Below are 20,455 nucleotides of genomic sequence, written 5' to 3'. Positions count from 1 at the left end.
AACACGGCGGAGTTGCACACCGAATCATCGCCAAGCCTGGGTCAACCCCTGCTCGTGGCGCGACGGCGGACCAGCCGCGCTTCGTGCCAAGAAACTGAAAAAGGTTCGGTTTGGCTCGATCGAACCCATTTTGCGGTGGAAATGCATGCCTGCAAGCGATTCCGGATCAGAATTGCCCTGTTTTCGGCGTTTTCAACGCCTAATGTGAAACTGATTCAACGATTGTACGTTGATGGCTATTACTTGATGTTTTTCATCCACGGAGGACACTTTTATGGCGAACACACCCAATCCGAACGACCCATTCACCTCGCCGGGCTCCGCACGGCCAAGCGGCGGCGGCAGCGGCTGGCTGATTGCCCTGGTCGTCGTTATCCTGGCAATTGTCGCCTATTATGTTTTTGGAAGACGTAGCGAGGCACCTGCGCCTGCCGAACCGCCCGCAGCCAGCACACCAGCTCCGGCCCCAGCGCCCGCCGAGCCGATGAAACCAGCCGAACCGGCTCCTGCGCCAGCTCCGGCAACACCCGCTCCGGCTCCCGCTCCGGCAGAGCCTGCACCCGCGCCGGCTCCTGCGCCAGCCCCGGCCCCGGCCCCGGCACCAGCACCTGCCCCGGCTCAGTGATCAAACTGCTGATTTGATATATGAACGGCCCGCTGAAAAGCGGGCCGTTTTGTTTTTGGGAGCAGCCGTCGAGCGCTTTGGACGTTTCAGCCAATCTCTAAGGTTTGCGATTCACCGCGTTTGCTCAGATATGGATCGGCTTGAAGAACGTCGCCAATGCCGCCTCCTTTACCGCTTCCGACATTGTCGGATGGGCGTGACAGGTGCGGGCCAGGTCTTCCGACGAGCCGCCAAATTCCATCAGCACGGCCGCCTCGTGGATCATCTCGCCGGCGCCGAAGCCGACGATGTGGACGCCGAGCACACGGTCGCTGGCCTTGTCGGCCAGGATTTTCACAAAGCCGTCGGTGTGCAGCATGGCGCGCGCCCGGCCATTGGCGCTGAACGGGAATTTTCCGGCCTTGTAGTCGATGCCGGCCTTCTTCAATTCTTCTTCGGTCTTGCCGACCGAGGCGATTTCCGGCGTGGTGTAGACGACGCTCGGAATCACGTCATAGTTCACATGCCCGGCCTGGCCGGCGATGGTTTCGGCCACCGCCACGCCCTCGTCCTCGGCCTTGTGTGCAAGCATCGGCCCGGCGATGACATCGCCGATGGCGTAGATGCCGGGCACGTTAGTCCTGAGATGACCGTCGGTCTTGACCCGGCCGCGCTCATCGACGTCGACGCCTGCCTCCTTCAGCCCGAGAGCGTCCGAATAGGCCCGTCGTCCCGTCGCAATCAGCACCGCGTCCGCCTCGATCGTCTCGGCTGCTCCGCCCTTGACCGGCTCGAAGGTAACAGTCACCCCCTTCCTGGCCTTGGCGACGCCGGTCACCTTGGCGCCCAGCCTGAACTCGAAGCCCTGCTTCGACAGCAGGCGCTGGAACTGCTTGGAGACCTCGCCATCCATGCCCCCCAGGATGGTGTCGAGGAACTCGACCACGGTGACCTTGGCGCCGAGCCGCGCCCATACCGAGCCGAGCTCCAGACCGATGACACCACCGCCGACCACCACCAGATGGCCCGGCACCTTGTCCAGCGACAGCGCGCCGGTCGACGAGACGATCACCTTCTCATCGAAATCGACCTCGACGCCGGGAATGCCGGCGACGTCGGAGCCTGTGGCGATGACGATGTTCTTGGTCTCGATCTCCTCGACCTTGCCGTCATCGGAGGTCACCGACACCTTGCCGGCCGCAACTATCTTGCCGGTGCCACGAAAACTGTCGATCTTGTTCTTCTTGAACAGGAAGGCGACGCCATTGACGTTGGCCGTTACCGTCGCATCCTTGTGTGCCATCATCTTCCCAAGGTTGAGCTTGGGCGCGCCGATCTCGACGCCGAGCGCCTCGAAGGAATGGCCGGCCTCGGCAAACATCTCGGACGCATGCAGCAGCGCCTTCGACGGGATGCAGCCGATGTTGAGGCAGGTACCGCCGAAGGTCGGGTCCTTTTCGACCACCGCCGTCTTCAGACCGAGCTGCGCTGCCTTGATGGCGCAGACATAGCCGCCTGGTCCCGATCCGATGATAACGACATCATAGGCCATGATACTGTCCCTTTTGCTTTAGCGGCCGCCGCCGATTTCCAGATTGGCGCCTGTTGTGTAGGACGCCTCGTCCGACAGCAGCCACAGAATTGCGGCTGCGACTTCCTCGGCGGTGCCGACGCGCTGCATGGGCACCACCTTGCGCATTCTCTCGGCGCGATCCGGCTGACCGCCGGAGGCATGAATTTCGGTGTCGATGATGCCCGGGCTGACCGCGTTGACACGAATGCCTTCGCCGGCCACTTCGCGGGCAAGCCCGATGGTGAAGGAATCGAGCGCGCCCTTCGACGCGGCGTAGTCGACATATTGACCCGGCCCGCCAAGCCTTGCCGCGGTCGAAGAAACATTGGCGATGGCGCCACCCTTGCCGCCATGCCTGGTCGACATCCGCTTCACCGCCTCGCGGGCGCAAAGCATCGGCGCGATTACATTGATGCGCATCATGCGCTCCAGCCGTGCAGCGCTAAACTCGTCGACGCGCGCGCTCTGGTCGACCACGCCGGCATTGTTGACGAGCGCGTCGAGCCGACCGAAACGGCCATCGACAGCCTCGAACATAGCCAATACGTCCGTCTCGCTGCCGACATCGGCCTTGACTGTGAAGGCTTCTCCGCCAGCAGCCTCGATGTCGGCGACCACCGTTTCGGCGGCTTTTGCATTCGACGCGTAATTGACCGCAATGCGATAGCCGGCCTTGGCGGCAAGCCTGCATGTAGCGGCGCCAATGCCGCGGCTGCCGCCGGTCACCAGCAGGATCTTTCCGCTCGCGCTCATTCCTGACATCCCTTCAGGGCAAAGACGTCCCAGGGCACCCTGGAAAAGCCGTTGGCGCCATAGGCCGCCGACATCTGCAACGACGCTCCCAAGTCAGGCAGGATCAGCTTCTTCGGCGCATCCTTTCCTTCGCCCGGCAGCAACGCGATATTGCCCTGGTCGTCGGCAGTGTAGATGACGCCCTCCCACACGGTGCAGGCGGCGAGCTCGTCGCCGGTGACGTCGCCGGCCGGGCATTTGTACATCATCGAGCCGTGCGGCCGCGCCACGCCCTCCGTCCACATGACGATGCCGTCGAGCACGACGCCGTTGTCGAGCACCATCTTGAAGGTATTGGTGACGGTAGCCGACTCCATGGTCGGCCTGAAATCGATCTCGGCGGCGTTTTCAGGATCGCCATAGACGGCCAGTTCGAGCGGGCAGGCGGCGAGGGCCCCGGAGACCGTCTGCACGCCGAGCGCGCAGACTGTGACAAACAAACCGGACCGGAAACGACACGAACTCATCCGGCGGCGCAGATCCATACTCCGGCCCACGTCGGCCGCCCCTAGAGGTCGAGCACCAGCCGCTCAGGATCCTCCAGGCTTTCCTTGACCCGCACCAGGAAGGTCACCGCTTCCTTGCCGTCGACGATGCGGTGGTCGTAGGACAGCGCCAGATACATCATCGGCCGGATGACGATCTGGCCGCCGACCACCACCGGCCGCTCCTGGATCTTGTGCATACCCAGAATGCCGGACTGCGGTGCATTGAGGATCGGCGTCGACATCAGCGAACCGTAAACGCCACCGTTGGAAATCGTGAACGTGCCGCCTTGCATATCGGCGACGGAAAGCTTGCCGTCGCGGGCCGCAAGCCCCAGCCTGCCGATGTCCTTCTCGATTTCGGCGATGGACATCTGGTCGGCATTGCGCACAACCGGCACGACAAGGCCTTTCTCTGTACCGACGGCAACGCCGATATGAGCGTAGTTCTTGAAGATGATGTCGGTGCCGTCGATCTCGGCATTGACCGACGGGATCTCCTTCAGCGCATGGGTGACGGCCTTGGTGAAAAAGCCCATGAAGCCGAGCTTCACGCCGTGCTTCTTCTCGAACACGTCCTTGTATTTGCTCCTCAGCGCCATCACCGCGCTCATGTCGACCTCGTTGAAGGTGGTCAGCATGGCGGCGGTCGATTGCGCTTCCTTGAGGCGGCGCGCAATGGTCTGGCGCAGCTTGGTCATGCGCACACGCTCCTCGCGCGACGCATCGTCGGCAGGGGACGGCGCGCGCGCGGCTACGGGTGCCGGTACAGGCGCGGCCTTGGGCATTTCTGCCGGCTGCGACGGCGCGCCCCTGGCGATAAGGTCGAGCACGTCGCCTTTCAGCACCTGGCCGCGCTTGCCCGAGCCCGACACCTGGTCGACCGCGAGATTGTGCTCGGCCAGCAGCTTTGCCGCCGACGGCGCCGGCGGCATGGTGCGCGTCTCGATCGCGCCGGCGTCGCCGGCAATCTTGGCCGTCTCGGCCGCAGCCTGCTTGACGCTCGAGGCCGCAGTCGGAGCCGAGGCCTGCGACACCGCCTCCTGCTTCGTTGCCGGAGCGGCGGCGGCATTGGCTGCCGCGCCGGCGCCTGCCGAAATCGTGCCGAGCAGTGCGCCGACGCCGACCGTCTCGCCTTCTTTGACGGCGATCTCGGCGAGCGTGCCCGCGGCGGCGGCCGGCACTTCCACCGTCACCTTGTCGGTTTCGAGCTCGACGAGCGGCTCATCGGCGGCGATCGCGTCGCCGACCTTCTTGAACCACTTGCCGATGGTCGCCTCGGTGACTGACTCACCAAGTGTCGGAACGCGGATTTCGGTTGCCATTGTGCCTGTCCGTTTCTTTCGGTTCTGTTCTATTCACCAAGCGCGTCGTCGAGCAAGGCGGCAAGCTGGGCGAGATGCTTCGACATCAATCCGGTCGCCGGCGAGGCGGGGGCCGGCCGGCCGGTATAGCGCACCCGCTGATGCTTGGCGTCGATATGTGCCAGCACCCATTCGAGATACGGGTCGATGAACGACCAGGCGCCCATGTTCTTGGGCTCCTCCTGGCACCACACCATCTCGGCATTACGGAAGCGCGACAGTTCGGTGATCAGCGCCTTGGCCGGGAACGGATAGAGCTGCTCGACGCGCAGCAAATAGATGTCGTTGATGCCGCGCTTCTCGCGCTCTTCGTAGAGGTCGTAATAGACCTTGCCCGAACAGAGCACGACACGGCGGATTTTCGAATCCTTGGTGAGCTTGATGGCCTGGCCTGACAGCAGCTGCGCGTCGTCCCACAACAGCCGGTGAAAGGCGCTTTCGCCCGACATTTCCGGCAGGGTCGACACAGCCCGCTTGTGGCGCAGCAGCGACTTCGGCGTCATCAGGATCAGCGGCTTACGGAAGTCCCGCTTCAATTGCCGGCGCAAGATGTGGAAGTAATTGGCCGGGGTCGTGACGTTGGCGACCTGCATGTTGTCTTCGGCGCAAAGCTGCAGGAAGCGCTCGAGCCGGGCCGACGAATGCTCGGGCCCCTGGCCTTCATAGCCATGCGGCAGCAGGCAGACGAGGCCCGACATTCTGAGCCATTTGCGCTCGCCCGACGAGATGAACTGGTCGAACACCACCTGGGCGCCGTTGGCGAAGTCGCCGAACTGCGCTTCCCACAGCGTCAGCGCCTTCGGCTCGGCCAGCGAGTAGCCATATTCGAAGCCGAGCACGGCCTCTTCCGACAACATCGAGTTGATGACCTCGAAGCCGGCCTGCGCCGCCGACAGATTGTTGAGCGGGATATAGCGTGTCTCGTCGCGCTGGTCGTAGAGCACTGAATGGCGCTGCGAGAAGGTGCCGCGCTCCGAATCCTGTCCGGACAGCCGGATCGGATTGCCGTCGAGCAGGATGGCGCCGAAGGCCAGCGCCTCGGCCGTCGACCAGTCGATGCCTTCGCCGGACTCGATCGCCTGGCGGCGATTGTCGAGGAAGCGGATGATCGTCTTGTGCGCCTCGAAATCCTTCGGCACCTCGGTCAGTTTCTTGCCGATTTCCTTCAGCGTCTTGACCGGCACGGCGGTCTTGCCGCGCCGCTGTTCGTCCTGGTTGTCGGCCGAGCGCAAGCCGGACCACGCGCCGTCCAGCCAGTCGGCCTTGTTCGGCTTGTAATGCTGGCCGACCTCGAATTCCTGCTCGAGATGCGCCCGCCAATCGGCCTTCATCTTTTCGAACTCGGCCTGCGTGATGTGGCCTTCGGAAATCAGCCGGTTGGCATAGATCTGCACCGTCGTCTTCTGGTTGCGGATCTTGCGATACATGATCGGCTGGGTGAAGGCGGGCTCGTCGCCCTCATTGTGGCCGAAGCGGCGGTAGCAGAACATGTCCACCACGACAGGCTTGTGGAACTTCATGCGGAATTCGATCGCCACCTTGGTGGCATGGACCACGGCTTCCGGATCGTCGCCGTTGACGTGGAAGATCGGCGCCTCGATCATCTTGGCCACGTCGGACGGATAGGGCGACGAACGCGAAAAGCGCGGGTTGGTGGTGAAGCCGATCTGGTTGTTGATGATGAAATGCAGCGTGCCGGCGACGCGGTGGCCGCGCAGGCCGGACAGGCCGAGGATTTCGGCAATCACGCCCTGGCCGGCAAAGGCGGCGTCGCCGTGCAGCAGCAACGGCAGCACCTTGGCACGCTCCTCCAGCGGCACGATCTCCTCGCGGCTGCGGCCGAACAAATAGTCCTGTTTGGCGCGCGCCTTGCCCATCACCACCGGATCGACGATTTCCAGATGCGAAGGATTGGCGGTCAGCGACAGATGCACCTTGTTGCCGTCGAACTCGCGATCCGACGAAGCACCGAGATGGTACTTCACGTCGCCCGAGCCTTCGACCTCGTCGGGCGCGGCCGAGCCGCCCTTGAACTCGTGGAAAATGGCGCGGTGCGGCTTGGCCATCACCTGTGACAGCACGTTCAGCCGGCCGCGATGCGCCATGCCGAGCACGATCTCCTTCATGCCGAGCTGGCCGCCGCGCTTGATGATCTGCTCCAGCGCCGGGATCAGCGACTCGCCGCCATCAAGGCCGAAGCGCTTGGTACCCTTGTACTTGACGTCGATGAATTGCTCGAAGCCTTCCGCCTCAACAAGCTTCTGCAGGATCGCCTTCTTGCCGGCTGCGGTGAAGGAGATCTCCTTGTCGGTACCCTCGATGCGCGCCTGGATCCAGGCCTTCTCCTCGGGATCGGAAATATGCATGAATTCGACGCCGAGCGTCGAGCAATAGGTCCGGGTCAGGATATCGAGCATCTGTCGGATGGTGCCGAATTCCAGCCCGAGCACATTGTCGAGGAAGATCGGCCGGTCGTAGTCGGCTTCGGTGAAGCCGTAATTCTCCGGCGACAGCTCGTTATAATCCTCCAGCGGCTTGGCAATGCCAAGCGGATCGAGATTGGCGTGCAGGTGGCCGCGCATGCGGAAGGCGCGGATCATCATGATGGCGCGGACGGAATCGCGCGTCGCCTGATGCACGTCGGCGTCGGAAAGCGCTGCGCCGTTGCCGGCTGCCCTGTCCTTGACCTTCTTTTCGATGTGCTTTTCGACCAGGCCCCAATTGCCGTCCAGCGCCGAGACCAGCTCGCCATTGGCCTGCATCGGCCAGGAGGGCTTGGCCCAAGACGCGCCCTTGGCGTTCCTGCGCACGTCGCCGGCGTCATCCTTCAGCGCCGCGAAGAAGTCCTGCCATTCGGGATCGACCGAAGCGGGATCGTCCTCGTAGGCGGCATAGAGCGCGTCGATATAATCGGCATTGCCGCCATAGAGGAAAGAGGTAAGCGAAAACTGGTCGTTGGCCTGATCTTGTCTTGCCATTTTTGTCCGCGGAGCCGCGCTCCGTCTCCTTTTCAGAGCGAATAGAGAGTAGCGAATAGCGAGTAGGGATTTTCCCTGGTTCGCGCCGTTACTCTGTTCTTACCTATTCGCTATTCACTACTCGCTACTCACTAACCTTTGATCGCCTCGACCAGCGTCGTGCCCAGCCGGGCCGGCGATGGCGAAACCTTGATGCCGGCCGATTCCATCGCCGCGATCTTGTCTTCCGCACCGCCCTTGCCACCGGAGATGACGGCGCCCGCATGACCCATGGTGCGGCCGGCCGGCGCTGTGCGCCCGGCGATAAAGCCGGCCATCGGCTTGCTGCGGCCGCGCCTTGCCTCGTCCTTGAGGAACTGCGCGGCGTCTTCCTCGGCCGAACCGCCGATCTCACCGATCATGATGATCGACTTGGTCTCGTCGTCGGCGAGGAACATCTCCAGCACGTCTATGAACTCCGTGCCTTTGACCGGGTCGCCGCCGATGCCGACGGCGGTGGTCTGGCCGAGACCGACATTGGTGGTCTGGAACACCGCCTCATAGGTAAGCGTTCCCGAGCGCGAAACAACGCCGACCGAGCCCTTGCGGAAGATGTTGCCGGGCATGATGCCGATCTTGCATTCGTCGGGGGTCAGCACGCCGGGGCAGTTCGGCCCGATCAGCCGCGATGTCGAGCGGTCGAGCCTTGCCTTGACCTTGATCATGTCCATCACCGGTATGCCTTCGGTGATGCAGACGATCAGCGGGATCTCGGCCTCGATCGCTTCCAGGATCGCTTCGGCAGCACCCGCCGGCGGCACGTAGACGACGGAGGCATTGGCGCCGGTCTTCGCCTTGCCTTCGGCAACGGTGGAGAAGATCGGCAGCGTCTCGCCCTTGGCGCCGGTCCAGGTCTCGCCGCCCTTCTTGGGGTGGATGCCGCCGACCATCTTTGTGCCGTGATAGGCGAGCGCCTGTTCGGTGTGGAACGTGCCGGTCTTGCCGGTCAGGCCCTGCACTAGCACCTTGGTGTTCTTGTCGACGAGAATGGACATGGTGGTCCTTTTTAAAAACCGTTGATCGGGGAAGGCCGCACGCTCATGGTCACAACCGCTTCAGGTCGGCGACGGTGAGGTCGCTTTTGGCGTTGCCAGTGTTGAGCGTCGTCGCCGGCTCGAACATCAGCACGACAGGTTCCTCGCTCAGCGAGCGCGGCCGGTGCTCGACGGCGCGCGGCACGACGATGAACTCGCCGCTGCCAAGTTCCACCGTGCCGTCGCGGAAATCGATGGCGATGCGGCCGCGCAGCACCAGGAACGCCTCGTCCTCATTGTCATGTGCGTGCCAGTCGAAGGCCTCGCCGAACTTGGCGATCTTGACCTGGCTGTCATTCACGTCGCCGGCAATATGCGGATCGAACGCCTTCTTGATCTTCGCATCGGCCGCTTCGACGAGGTTTATCTTATGCGGAGGCACAGACTCAGCCCTTCACCGCCGCGACAATCTTCTTGGCTGCGTCATCGAGGTCATCGGCCGACACCACGTTCAGTCCGCTGTCGTTGATGATCTTCTTGCCGAGCTCGGCATTGGTGCCTTCCAGCCGCACCACCAGCGGCACTTGCAGGCCGACCTCCTTGACTGCGGCGATGACGCCCTCGGCGATAATGTCGCACTTCATGATGCCGCCGAAGATGTTGATCAGGATGCCTTTGACCGCCGGATCCTTGGTGATGATCTTGAACGCCGCCGTCACCTTTTCTTTCGACGCGCCGCCGCCGACATCGAGGAAGTTGGCGGGCTCGGCGCCGTAGAGCTTGATGATGTCCATCGTCGCCATGGCAAGGCCGGCGCCGTTGACCATGCAGCCGATATTGCCGTCGAGCGCGACATAGGCGAGGTCGTATTTCGACGCCTCGATCTCCTTCTCGTCCTCTTCGGTGGTGTCGCGCAATTCGAGCACGTCCGGGTGACGGAACAGCGCATTGTTGTCGAACGACACTTTTGCGTCGAGCACGCGCAGCCGGCCGCTCTTCATGACGATCAGCGGGTTGACCTCGAGCAGGCTCATGTCCTTCTCGACAAACGCCTTGTAGAGGATCGGAAACAGCGTGGAGCCGTCCTTGGCGGCGTCGCCGTCGAGCCTCAGTGCGGCGTTGAGCTTCTTCATATCGTCGGCCGTCACGCCCTTTTCGGGGTCGATGGCGACGGTAATGATCTTTTCCGGCGTGTCGTGGGCGACCGCCTCGATGTCCATGCCGCCCTCGGTCGAGACGACGAAGGCGACGCGCCCGACCGAGCGGTCGACCAGGATCGACAGATAGAGTTCGCGCTCGATGTCGGCGCCGTCCTCGATATAGAGCCGGTTGACCTGCTTGCCGGCCGGGCCGGTCTGCTTGGTGACCAGCGTATGGCCGAGCATCTCCTTGGCGTTGGCGACGACCTCGGCCACCGACTTCGCCAGCCTGACGCCGCCCTTGGCATCGGGCCCGAGCTCCTTGAACTTGCCTTTGCCGCGGCCGCCGGCATGGATCTGGCTCTTGACCACATAGAGTGGGCCGGGCAGCGCCTTGGCGGCAGCTTCCGCCTCGCTCGCCTTGAACACCGGCACGCCCTCGGCCACGGGTGCGCCAAAGCCTTTCAGCAGCGCCTTGCCCTGATATTCATGGATGTTCATGCGCTATGTCTCCAGCTTGCTTGGCGGGCTTGGTTACCGGCTTACTTGGCCGCGAGATGTGGAGCGATCTTGACGCAGGCGTCGCACAGGCCCTGCACCGCCGCGACCGAATTGTCGAACATCTTCTGCTCGTTCCTTGTGAGCTCGATCTCGATGATCCGCTCGACGCCGCCGGCGCCGATCACCACGGGAACGCCGACATAGGTGTTCTTGACGCCATATTGGCCGGAGAGGTACGCCGCACAGGGCAGCACCCGCTTCTTGTCCTTGAGATAGGCTTCGGCCATGGCGATGGCCGAGGCGGCCGGCGCATAAAAGGCAGAGCCGGTCTTGAGCAGGCCGACGATCTCGGCGCCGCCGTCGCGGGTGCGCTGCACGATCTGGTCGAGCCGCTCCTTCGAGGTCCAGCCCATCTTGATGAGGTCGGGCAACGGGATGCCGGCAACCGTCGAATAGCGGATCATCGGCACCATGGAATCGCCATGGCCGCCGAGCACGAAGGCGGTGACGTCCTCGACCGAGACCTTGAATTCTTCGGCCAGGAAATAACGGAAGCGCGAACTGTCGAGCACGCCGGCCATGCCGACGACATGGCTCTTGGGCAGGCCGGAAAACTTCTGCAGCGCCCAGACCATGGCGTCGAGCGGATTGGTGATGCAGATGACGAAGGCTTTCGGCGCGTATTTCTTGAGGCCGGCGCCAACCTGCTCCATCACCTTCAGATTGATGCCCAGAAGATCGTCGCGGCTCATGCCGGGCTTGCGCGGCACGCCGGCGGTGACGATGCAGACGTCGGCGCCCTCGATTCCGGCATAGTCGTTGACGCCGGTCAGCCTGGAGTCGAACCCATCAACCGGCGACGACTGCGCGATGTCCAGCCCCTTGCCTTGCGGGATGCCTTCGGCGATATCGAACAGCACGACGTCGCCGAGATCCTTGAGGCCGACCATGTGGGCGAGGGTGCCGCCGATCATGCCTGAGCCGATGAGCGCTATCTTGTTGCGTGCCATGTCAGGATGTTTTCCCTTTGACTATGACGGCGCCCAAATCCTTGACGATTTGATGACGGCGTCGGAGGAAGAGGCCGGAATGCTGCGGAACCGCGAAATTCGCCGCACGCAATAGCCCCGGCCGCACAATAATTCAAACGATTATTTTGCAGTGAATAATTTCAATCGGTTAGAAACAATGGGATTTACGTAAACGTCAAAATTCTGAAGCCGACTAGAGGAATTCTACACAATGGCACTGGAAATCAGAAGGCTGTTTCCTGGCGATGACGCCCTTGTGATGCGGGTTGCCGACGAAGTCTTCGACGAGCCGGTCAGGCCGGATCGGCTCTCCGCCTATCTTGCGGAGCCCGGTCATTTCATGGTCGTGGCCCTCGCCGACGGCATCGTCGTTGGCCAATGCGCAGCCGTCATCCACCGCCACCCGGACAAGGTGAGCGAACTCTACATAGACGAGGTCGGCGTGGCGCCGGCCTTTCAACGCCAGGGCATTGCGACGAGGATGCTCGGCGCCATGTTCGCACTCGGTTGCGAGCATGGCTGTGAGGAGGCGTGGGTCGGCACCGAGCCGGACAATGTTGCTGCTCGCGCACTTTACGAGTCGCGAAAAGAGCTGCATGGGCCGGCGGAGGGGTTCGTCATGTATGTTTATCGGTTGTAGGCGCCGGCAGCAGCGGCCTCTTCTGTACTATCCCTCACGCCTGGCCTGCCGTGCCTCGGTCAATGATCCCTGCGCCCTCTGCCTCTCCGCCCAGTTCTCCAGCCAGTCGTGGCTCTGCATCTCGATCAGCCGCGATGCGGTGCGCTCGAACTCGAAGACTTCGTTGCCACGCTTGGCCGTATAGAGCTGCGCCGGCGGTGCCGCGGCGCTCATCACCAGCCGTACATGATGATCGTAGAGCGTATCGACCAGCAGGATGAAGCGCTTGGCTTCGTTGCGCTTGCCTTCGCCGAGCACCGGCACCCGGTCGATGACGATGGTCGAGAAACGGCGGGCAATGGCAAGATAGTCGCGGGCCCCGAGCGGCCTCTCGCAGAGATCGGCAAAGGAAAACCGCGCCGCCTCGCCGGCAGTACGCGGCACCACGACGTGTCGGCCCTTAACCGTCAGCATCGTCTCGGCCGTCGGCCTGCCATGCGTCATCACCGCCCACAGCTCGTCGAGCGCATGGTCGGCGGCGGCATCGGCCGGGGTGATGTAGACCGGGATGCGGCTGAGCTTGTCCAGGCGGTAATCCTTGTCGGCGTCCAGCGCCAGCACGTGCGCGTGGCGCTCCAGGATAGCGACAAACGGCAAAAACAACTGACGGTTCAGGCCGTCGCGGTAGAGATCCTGCGGCGCGACATTGGAGGTGGCGACCAGCACCACGCCATTGGCAAACAACGCCGAAAACAACCTGGACAGGATCATCGCATCGGCGATATCGGTGACCGAAAACTCGTCGAAGCACAGCACCCAGGCTTCCTCGGCAAGCGCGCGCGCCACCGGCGGGATCGGGTCGTCCTCCTTGACCGTACCCTCTTTACGCGCCTGCCGGTGCTTCTGGATGCGGTCCTGCACGTCGGCCATGAAATCGTTGAAATGCACGCGGCGCTTGCGCCGCACCGGCAGCAGCTCGAAGAACATGTCCATGAGCATGGTCTTGCCGCGGCCGACGCCGCCATGGATATAAAGGCCCTTGACCGCCTCGTGCCCCTCGCGCTTGCGGGCGAACAACCACCCCAGCGCGCTTGATTTATGCGCCAGCCGCTTTGCCGATATCTCGTCGATCAGTCGGTCGAGCGCAGCGGCGATCCGCTCCTGCGCCGGATCGCGCCCGATGGCGCCCGTCTCGACCAGATGGTCATAGCGCTGCTTGACGGTCGCATGGGTCTGGAGGCCGTCACGCAGATGCATCGGTCACGTCGTTCCGGCGCAATTCCAAGAAAAGTGTGTTGCGGTTTTCTGTCCGGAATTGCGTAAAAAACAAAAGAGAGCAATTCCAGGAAAAGGGTGTAGCGGTTTTCTGCCCGGAATTGCGTACCAATGGGGGCCGTTCTCTTACCTTGTAAGCGAGATCGGCAGGCCGTTGGAAGTCTGGCCGTCGAATTTCTCGCCGCCCGAGGAATAAAGCCGTGCCAGCGTGCCGCCATTCTCGTCATAGAGCGTCAGTTGCTTGCCGGCGACGTTCCAGGATTTGATGCCGTCGATCGGCGCCGGGCAATGCAGCGGTCCGGCGCGGTAGCCCGACCCGAATTTGGTCTGCGGCGTCGCCACCTGACAGCTCTGGCCGGACACGCTTGCTTTCCACACACCAGCGACGCTTGAGGCGGTCAGGTCGGCCGCACCGGCCGGCGCCGTCCCGTCGGGCGGCAGCGAGGCGACCTGCGTGTTCTGCGGCGCAGTCGGAAATTTCGACGGGTCGGCGGCGCCGGGTGTCGCCGGTGGCGGCAGCTGGTTTGCAGTCACCTTGCCGGCGGGCGCAGCTTCCAGCGGCGCCGGCTGCTGCTCGTCCATCGATGAGAACCGCGAGGTCGAACAGCCGCTCGCAACGAGCGCGGCCAGCGATACGGCCAGCAGGCCGGTTTTCGAAAATTTCATTCTTCAACCTCCGTCGGATCGAGCTGGGGAAGCCGTCCGCGCAATGTCCCCCTCACCAAGATGGAGAAGGTGGCGAAATTTCAACCCGATATGGTTAAAATACGGTTTGCGCCGCTAATGTTGCAAATTTGTCGCAAAATGCACATTGCCTGAATTGCGTCGCGCCTTGGCCTTTGGCCGGCCTCTCCGGTTGATGCGATACGGCGCGCTGGCGTCAAATCCTTGGCGTTTCCTTGGCGTTCACCTCAATGCTTGTGCGGGCCGGCTCCGGCATTATCTCTTGGCGATCAGCAAACTGCAGGGAGCCGATTTCTTGGCCGCGAGAAAGAGAGCCGCCAACCGCTATTACAGCGGGCCGCCCAGCGATCATTTCGACGGCACCTTGTTCTTCAATCCCGGCGGACGGCCGCCGGGTCGCTTTGCCGATCTGTTGAAGTGGCAACTGAGCCGCGAGCGCTCGAAATGGCCGACGGCGGATCCGAGCCCGTTTCCGCCGGCAAGACCGGTCGAGCGCATCGATGGTTCTGCGCTGCGCCTCACCATGGTCGGTCATTCCTCGCTGCTCGTCCAGACAGCAGGCCTGAACATCCTGACCGATCCGGTCTGGTCGCGGCGTGTCTCGCCGCTCTCCTTCGCCGGGCCGAAACGCGTCAATCCGCCGGGCATCGCCTTTTCGCATTTGCCGCCGATCGACCTCGTGCTGGTCAGCCACAACCATTACGACCATCTCGACCTCGCCACGCTGAAGCGCCTGAAGGCAAAACACGACCCGCTGCTGCTGACGCCGCTTGGCAATGACACAATCATCGGCGCCGCCGTGCCCGGTATGCGGCTTTCCGCGCATGACTGGGGCGACCGAGTCGATATCGGCGATGGCGTCGCCGTCCATGTCGAGCCGGTGCATCACTGGTCGGCCCGCGGTACTCGCGACCGGCGCATGGCGCTGTGGGCGGGTTTCGTCGTCGAGACACCCGACGCAAAGATCTATTTCGCCGGCGACACCGGCTTCCATGGCGGCATCAATTACCGGCTGATGGCGCAAAAGCACGGTGGCTTCCGCCTCGCCATCCTGCCGATCGGCGCCTACGAGCCGCGCTGGTTCATGGCGCCTCATCACCAGGATCCGGAAGAGGCGGTGCAAGGCATGCTTTTGTGCAACGCCGCCTATGCCGCCGGCTGTCACTGGGGCACGTTCCGGCTCACCAACGAGCCGATCGAGGAGCCGCCCAGAAAGCTCGGCGAAGCGCTCGATGCTGCCGGCCTGCCGCGGCAACGTTTTCGCGCCTTGCGGCCGGGCGAAGTCTGGGACGTACCGGAGGTTTAGCGCGGCGGAACCTGAGGCATCACATAGACGTTTGTAGGTTGTTCAAACCTGTCGGTTGCGAGGTGCCTCTTATGATCAGGTGGATTATCATTCTTTTGATTATCGCGGCCGCGGCGAGCCTGCTCGGCATGCCGGCACTGGCCGGAGCCGCCGCCACCGGCGCGCGCATCCTCATCGGCATCGTGCTGATCATCTTCCTGCTGATCGTGCTTGGCGTCTTCGCGGTGACGTGAAAATCACGCCGCGCTGGTAATTTCTGCCGCTATCCGCCATATAGGCGCCAAACCGGCAAGAGACCTTTCGATCGATGGCAAGCGCGGCCCCTTTCGCCAAGATGAACGGCATCGGCAACGAAATCATCGTTGCCGATATGCGTGGCCGCACCGATCGCGTGACGTCTGCGGCAGCCGTCGCGCTCAATGCCGACACGTCGACCCGGTTCGACCAGATCATGGCGATCCACGACGCCAGGACGCCGGGCACCGCCTTTTTCATCGATATCTTGAATTCCGACGGAACCAGCGCGCAAGCTTGCGGCAACGGCATGCGCTGTGTCGTCCAGGCGCTCGCCGCCGAGACCGGCCAGAAGACATTTGCCTTTGAAACAGTCGCCGGCATCCTAAACGCCGAGGAACATGCCGACGGAATGATCTCGGTCGACATGGGCAGGCCGCGCTTTGGCTGGCAGGACATCCCGCTGGCCGAGGAATTCCGCGACACCCGCATGATCGAGCTGCAGATCGGCCCGATCGATGCCCCGGTGCTGCATTCGCCGTCGGTCGTCTCCATGGGCAATCCGCACGCTATCTTCTGGGTCGACCGCGACGTCTGGTCCTACGAGCTCGAGCGCTTCGGCCCGCTGCTCGAAAACCACCCGATCTTCCCCGAGCGCGCCAACATCACCATCGCGCAGGTGACTTCGCCGGAGACCATGATCATCCGCACCTGGGAGCGCGGCGCCGGCCTGACCAGGGCCTGCGGCTCGGCCGCTTGCGCCGCCGTGGTCGCCGCGGCCCGCACCCGGCGCACCGGCCGCAGCGTCACGCTGATGACGCCCGGCGGCGGCTCGCTGCATGTTCTGTGGCGCGACGACGACCACGTCATCCTCACCGGTGCCGCCGAATGGGAATTTTCCGGCAGCTTCGATCCGGCGACCGGGGCGTGGGCGCGCGACACCGAAAGCGCCGCCTGATGGCTCCTCTTGGCAACAAGGGTATCGAGGTCGTCACCTTCGGTTGCCGGCTGAACACCTCTGAATCCGAGGTGATGCGGCGTGAAGCCGAAAGTGCGGGCCTCGGCGGCCTCGAAGGCGGCGCCATCATCTTCAACACCTGCGCCGTCACCGGCGAGGCTGTACGCCAGGCCAAGCAGTCGATCAGAAAAGCCCGCCGTGAGAACCCGGCCGCCCGCATCATCGTCACCGGCTGCGCCGCGCAGACCGGCCCGCAGGATTTCGTCGCCATGGACGAGGTCGACCTCGTCCTCGGCAATGAGGAAAAGCTGAAGGCGCATTCCTATCGCGCGCTGCCGGATTTCGGCGTCAACGACACCGAAAAGGCGCGCGTCAACGATATTTTTTCGGTGCGCGAGACGGCCGCCCACATGGTCGACGCCATCGAGGGCCGGGCACGCGCTTTTGTCCAGGTGCAGAACGGCTGCGACCACCGCTGCACCTTCTGCATCATTCCCTACGGTCGCGGCAATTCGCGTTCGGTGCCGATGGGCGCCGTGGTCGAGCAGGTCAAGCGACTCGTCGGCAATGGTTATGCCGAGATCGTGCTGACCGGCGTCGACATGACCAGTTTCGGCGCCGACCTGCCGGGCGCGCCGAAGCTTGGCAAATTGGTCAAGACCATCCTGAAGCAGGTGCCCGACATGAAGCGCCTGCGGCTTTCCTCCATCGACTCGATCGAGGCCGACGACGATCTGCTGGATGCCATCGCCACCGAGCCCAGGCTGATGCCGCATCTGCATCTGTCGTTGCAATCGGGTGCCGACATGATCCTGAAGCGGATGAAGCGCCGGCACAGCCGCGACCAGTCGATCCGCTTTTGCGAGGATGTGCGCAAACTACGCCCCGGTATCGTTTTCGGCGCAGACATCATCGCCGGCTTCCCGACCGAGACGGACGCAATGTTCGAAAACTCGCTGGAGATCGTCGAGGAATGCGGCCTGACGCATCTTCATGTCTTCCCGTTTTCGCCGCGCGAAGGCACGCCCGCCGCGCGCATGCCGCAGCTGCGCCGCGACGTCGTCAAGCAACGCGCGGCGCGCCTGCGCGCCGCCGGCGAGGCCGCCTATCGCCGCCATCTTGCCTCGCTCGCCGGAACGCATCAGTCGATCCTGGTCGAGCGTGACGGTCTTGGCCGCACCGAGGGGTTTACGCTGGCAGTGTTGTCGGCGGGCGCGCCTGGCGACATCGTCGAGGCTGATATCGCCGGCCATGACGGTATCAGACTGATCGCCGCGCCGCTTGCCGCCCGCGGCGTCTGAGAGCGCAAGACATGGCTGGTTTTTTCAAGAAGATATTTTCGTTCGGCAAGAAGGAAGTGGTAGAGGAGCGGCCCGACGAGACCGCACCGCTACCGCCGATAAAATGGGACGAACTGGAGGCGCTGAAGCCGGCCGCCGAGCAGACCGTTCCGGAGTTTTTGAAACGCGAAGAGCCTCGCCCCGAGGCCGAAGCCGTACCGCCGGTCGAGGCGGAAGCACCCGCGCCGCAGCCGGCGCCTGTTGAAGAGGCCGAGCCCGAACCTGCGCCGACCCTTCTGGTCGAGCCGGACACCCAGCCAGAACCCGCTCCGGTCGAGGAGCCAGAGGCGCCTGCTGAACAGGCTGCGTCAGACGCCGCTCCCGTCGTTCCCGAGCCAGCCCCGGAGCCAGAGCCGAAGGAAATTCCTGAGCCAGAGCCGACGCAGCCAGAAATCGTCCAGACTGAGCCTCCGCCATCCGAACGTGGCGCTGCCCCTCATCCGCCTGCAGGCACGTTCTCCCCGTATAGTGACGGGGAGAAGGGTGCTGATCGTCACGCCGAGCCTCGTTTTGAAAGCGGCAAAGAAAAAGCTCCGGCGCTGACGCCCCCCTCTCCCCGTCCCTTACGGGGGTCCGAAGGACGGGTGAGACAAGCGGCGCGCCCCGGAACGGGTGAGGGTGAGGGGCAGCGCCAACCTGCGCAAGACGCGGCACCCACTGCCGAAATCACGCCACCAGCACCCGAAGCGCCGCCGCCGGCCGAAATCCCGCCGCCGATCCGCCAGCCAGCGCCCGTCGAGACGAAGCCGCCGCTCGCCGAGATCGCGCCCGAGCCGGAGGCCGTCCCGCAACCATCGCCGGAGCCAAAGCCCGCCCCCGGCAAAGTCACCGTAACCAAGAAGGTCGAGCAGAAAGCCGAGCCGCAGAAGGCGCCCGAACCGACGCCGAGGCGCTCCTGGTTCCAGCGCATGCGAGACGGGCTTGCGCGCTCCTCCCGGGAGTTGTCGGGCAACATCGCCGGCGTCTTCACCAAGCGGAAACTCGACGAGGACACGCTGCAGGACCTGGAGGACGTGCTGATCCGCGCCGATCTCGGCATGGAGACGGCTTTGCGCGTAACCGATGCACTCTCCGCCAGCCGCTACGGCAAGGACGTCTCCGACACCGAAGTCCGCGCCATCATGGCGGCCGAGGTGGAGAAGGTGCTGTCCCATGTCGCCATGCCGCTGGAACTCGACCTCAGCCATAAGCCGCATGTCATCCTGGTGGTCGGCGTCAACGGCACCGGGAAAACAACGACTATCGGCAAGCTTGCCGCAAAGCTCACCGATGGCGGCCTCTCGGTGATGCTCGCCGCCGGCGATACTTTCCGCGCAGCCGCCATCGAGCAACTGAAGATCTGGGGCGAGCGCACCAACTCGCCAGTCATTGCCTCGAAGCTCGGCGCCGACGCCGCTGGCCTCGCCTATGACGCATTCGAGCGGGCGAAGGAGGCCGGCTCCGACGTGCTGATCATCGACACCGCCGGGCGGCTGCAGAACAAGACCGAGCTGATGGCGGAACTGGAAAAGATCGTCCGCGTGCTGGGCAAGCTCGATCCGGAAGCGCCGCACACGGTGCTGCAGACGGTCGATGCCACCACCGGCCAGAACGCGCTCAACCAGGTCGAGATCTTCCGCAATGTCGCCGGCGTCAACGGCCTGGTGATGACCAAGCTGGACGGCACGGCGCGCGGCGGTATTCTGGTGGCGATCGCGGCAAAGCATAAATTGCCGGTCTATTTCATCGGCGTCGGCGAACAGGTCGACGACCTCGAACCCTTTTCCGCAAGCGAATTCGCCAGGGCGATCGCTGGCGTGGCTTGACGAGCATGATCCCAATAAGGTGCAGGCTTTTTGGATTGAATCATGCGTAAGAAGGACCTTATGAGCCCACCCATTCTCGAACGCGACCCATCCGACCCGCAAAAGCAGAAGAAGGAAGCCGTCAATCCGCTGCTCAAGCTGGTGCTGGAGCTTGGCCCGCTGATGGTATTCTTCTTCGCCAATGCGCGCGGCGCATGGCTGGCGCAGAAATTCCCGGCGCTGGGCGAGTTCGGCGGACCGATCTTCGTCGCCACCGGCCTGTTCATGGCCGCGACCGCGATCGCGCTGATCGCTTCCTGGCTGCTCACCCGTACCTTGCCGATCATGCCGATGGTGTCGGGCGTCGTCGTCTTCATCTTCGGCGCGCTGACGCTCTATCTGCAGGACGATATCTTCATCAAGATGAAGCCGACCATCGTCAACACGCTGTTCGGCGGCGTGTTGCTCGGCGGCCTGTTCTTCGGCAAATCGCTGCTCGGCTATGTCTTCGAATCGGCCTTCAATCTCGACGCCGAGGGTTGGCGCAAGCTCACCTTCCGCTGGGGCCTGTTCTTCCTGTTCCTAGCCCTTGTCAACGAAGCGGTCTGGCGGAATTTTTCCACCGATACATGGGTTACCTTCAAGGTCTGGGGCATCATGCCGATCACGCTTCTGTTCACCTTCAGCCAGATGCCGCTGATCCTGCGCCATTCGCTCGAGGACAAGACCGAGAAAGCGGGAAAGGCCAGCAAGTAGCAATTCCAGGAAAAGGTGT

The 20,455-nt window shown here is 63.4% G+C and carries 19 protein-coding genes; 7 read left to right on the top strand and 12 right to left on the bottom strand.

Translation table 11 applies throughout. The features are described 5' to 3' along the window. Positions 1-371 precede the first annotated feature (371 nt). The 10 genes from NKH50_RS05605 to mdh form a co-directional block, all read right to left on the bottom strand. Entirely contained in the window at positions 372-719 is a 348-nt protein-coding gene (locus tag NKH50_RS05605; RefSeq protein ID WP_352877222.1) for a hypothetical protein, read from the bottom strand. Between the two features lie 30 nt (positions 720-749). After that, a complete protein-coding gene (lpdA, locus tag NKH50_RS05600; RefSeq protein ID WP_352877219.1) occupies positions 750-2,156 on the bottom strand; it encodes a dihydrolipoyl dehydrogenase in 1,407 nt (468 codons plus the stop codon). A gap of 18 nt (positions 2,157-2,174) precedes the next feature. Next, positions 2,175-2,930 (bottom strand): SDR family oxidoreductase, encoded by a 756-nt coding sequence (locus tag NKH50_RS05595; RefSeq protein WP_352877217.1) that lies wholly within the window; start codon positions 2,928-2,930, stop codon positions 2,175-2,177. Further along, entirely contained in the window at positions 2,927-3,409 is a 483-nt protein-coding gene (locus NKH50_RS05590; protein ID WP_502906837.1) for a hypothetical protein, read from the bottom strand. The genes NKH50_RS05595 and NKH50_RS05590 overlap by 4 nt, the downstream gene beginning before the upstream one ends. Positions 3,410-3,477: 68 nt before the next feature. Further along, positions 3,478-4,779: a 2-oxoglutarate dehydrogenase complex dihydrolipoyllysine-residue succinyltransferase gene (gene odhB, locus NKH50_RS05585; protein ID WP_352479656.1), complete on the bottom strand. Its 1,302-nt coding sequence runs from the start codon at positions 4,777-4,779 to the stop codon at positions 3,478-3,480. A gap of 29 nt (positions 4,780-4,808) precedes the next feature. Beyond that, positions 4,809-7,796: a 2-oxoglutarate dehydrogenase E1 component gene (locus tag NKH50_RS05580; RefSeq protein WP_352877213.1), complete on the bottom strand. Its 2,988-nt coding sequence runs from the start codon at positions 7,794-7,796 to the stop codon at positions 4,809-4,811. Positions 7,797-7,927: 131 nt separating this feature from the next. Then, positions 7,928-8,830: a succinate--CoA ligase subunit alpha gene (gene sucD / locus NKH50_RS05575; protein ID WP_352877210.1), complete on the bottom strand. Its 903-nt coding sequence runs from the start codon at positions 8,828-8,830 to the stop codon at positions 7,928-7,930. 49 nt (positions 8,831-8,879) lie between these two features. Then, on the bottom strand, positions 8,880-9,251 hold the full coding sequence (locus NKH50_RS05570; protein WP_352877208.1) for a cupin domain-containing protein: 372 nt from the start codon (positions 9,249-9,251) through the stop codon (positions 8,880-8,882). Between the two features lie 4 nt (positions 9,252-9,255). Next, positions 9,256-10,449: an ADP-forming succinate--CoA ligase subunit beta gene (gene sucC / locus NKH50_RS05565; RefSeq protein ID WP_352877206.1), complete on the bottom strand. Its 1,194-nt coding sequence runs from the start codon at positions 10,447-10,449 to the stop codon at positions 9,256-9,258. A gap of 41 nt (positions 10,450-10,490) precedes the next feature. Then, positions 10,491-11,459, bottom strand: coding sequence for a malate dehydrogenase (gene mdh, locus NKH50_RS05560; protein WP_254817849.1), 969 nt, complete (start codon positions 11,457-11,459; stop codon positions 10,491-10,493). Positions 11,460-11,691: 232 nt separating this feature from the next. Between mdh and NKH50_RS05555 the strand changes: the two genes are divergently transcribed. Further along, positions 11,692-12,120, top strand: a complete 429-nt coding sequence (locus NKH50_RS05555) for a GNAT family N-acetyltransferase (protein WP_352877204.1) — start codon at positions 11,692-11,694, stop codon at positions 12,118-12,120. Positions 12,121-12,147: 27 nt separating this feature from the next. Here the strand turns inward: NKH50_RS05555 and zapE are convergent, their stop codons facing one another. After that, positions 12,148-13,356 (bottom strand): cell division protein ZapE, encoded by a 1,209-nt coding sequence (gene zapE / locus NKH50_RS05550; protein WP_352877202.1) that lies wholly within the window; start codon positions 13,354-13,356, stop codon positions 12,148-12,150. Positions 13,357-13,500: 144 nt separating this feature from the next. Then, positions 13,501-14,040, bottom strand: coding sequence for a protease inhibitor Inh/omp19 family protein (locus NKH50_RS05545; protein ID WP_352479663.1), 540 nt, complete (start codon positions 14,038-14,040; stop codon positions 13,501-13,503). A 313-nt stretch (positions 14,041-14,353) separates the two neighbouring features. Between NKH50_RS05545 and NKH50_RS05540 the strand changes: the two genes are divergently transcribed. From NKH50_RS05540 to NKH50_RS05515, 6 genes are all read left to right on the top strand, one after another. Further along, positions 14,354-15,364: an MBL fold metallo-hydrolase gene (locus NKH50_RS05540; protein ID WP_352691078.1), complete on the top strand. Its 1,011-nt coding sequence runs from the start codon at positions 14,354-14,356 to the stop codon at positions 15,362-15,364. Between the two features lie 71 nt (positions 15,365-15,435). Continuing rightward, positions 15,436-15,597: a DUF1328 family protein gene (locus NKH50_RS05535; protein WP_031195454.1), complete on the top strand. Its 162-nt coding sequence runs from the start codon at positions 15,436-15,438 to the stop codon at positions 15,595-15,597. A 74-nt stretch (positions 15,598-15,671) separates the two neighbouring features. Beyond that, positions 15,672-16,556, top strand: a complete 885-nt coding sequence (dapF, locus tag NKH50_RS05530) for a diaminopimelate epimerase (RefSeq protein ID WP_352877198.1) — start codon at positions 15,672-15,674, stop codon at positions 16,554-16,556. Next, positions 16,556-17,857: a tRNA (N(6)-L-threonylcarbamoyladenosine(37)-C(2))-methylthiotransferase MtaB gene (mtaB, locus tag NKH50_RS05525; protein ID WP_352877195.1), complete on the top strand. Its 1,302-nt coding sequence runs from the start codon at positions 16,556-16,558 to the stop codon at positions 17,855-17,857. Before dapF ends, mtaB begins: the two co-directional genes overlap by 1 nt. An 11-nt stretch (positions 17,858-17,868) precedes the next feature. Then, complete coding sequence (gene ftsY, locus NKH50_RS05520; RefSeq protein ID WP_352877193.1) at positions 17,869-19,701, top strand: signal recognition particle-docking protein FtsY; 1,833 nt, start codon at positions 17,869-17,871, stop codon at positions 19,699-19,701. Between the two features lie 60 nt (positions 19,702-19,761). Next, positions 19,762-20,436 carry a septation protein A gene (locus NKH50_RS05515; protein ID WP_352877566.1) on the top strand — a complete coding sequence of 225 codons (675 nt, stop codon included), beginning with the start codon at positions 19,762-19,764 and terminating at the stop codon, positions 20,434-20,436. The last annotated feature ends 19 nt before the right edge of the window (positions 20,437-20,455 follow it).

Origin of the sequence: Mesorhizobium sp. M1027, assembly GCF_040318745.1 — a bacterium.
Lineage (GTDB): Bacteria > Pseudomonadota > Alphaproteobacteria > Rhizobiales > Rhizobiaceae > Mesorhizobium.
This window is presented reverse-complemented; position numbering and strand designations above follow the sequence as displayed.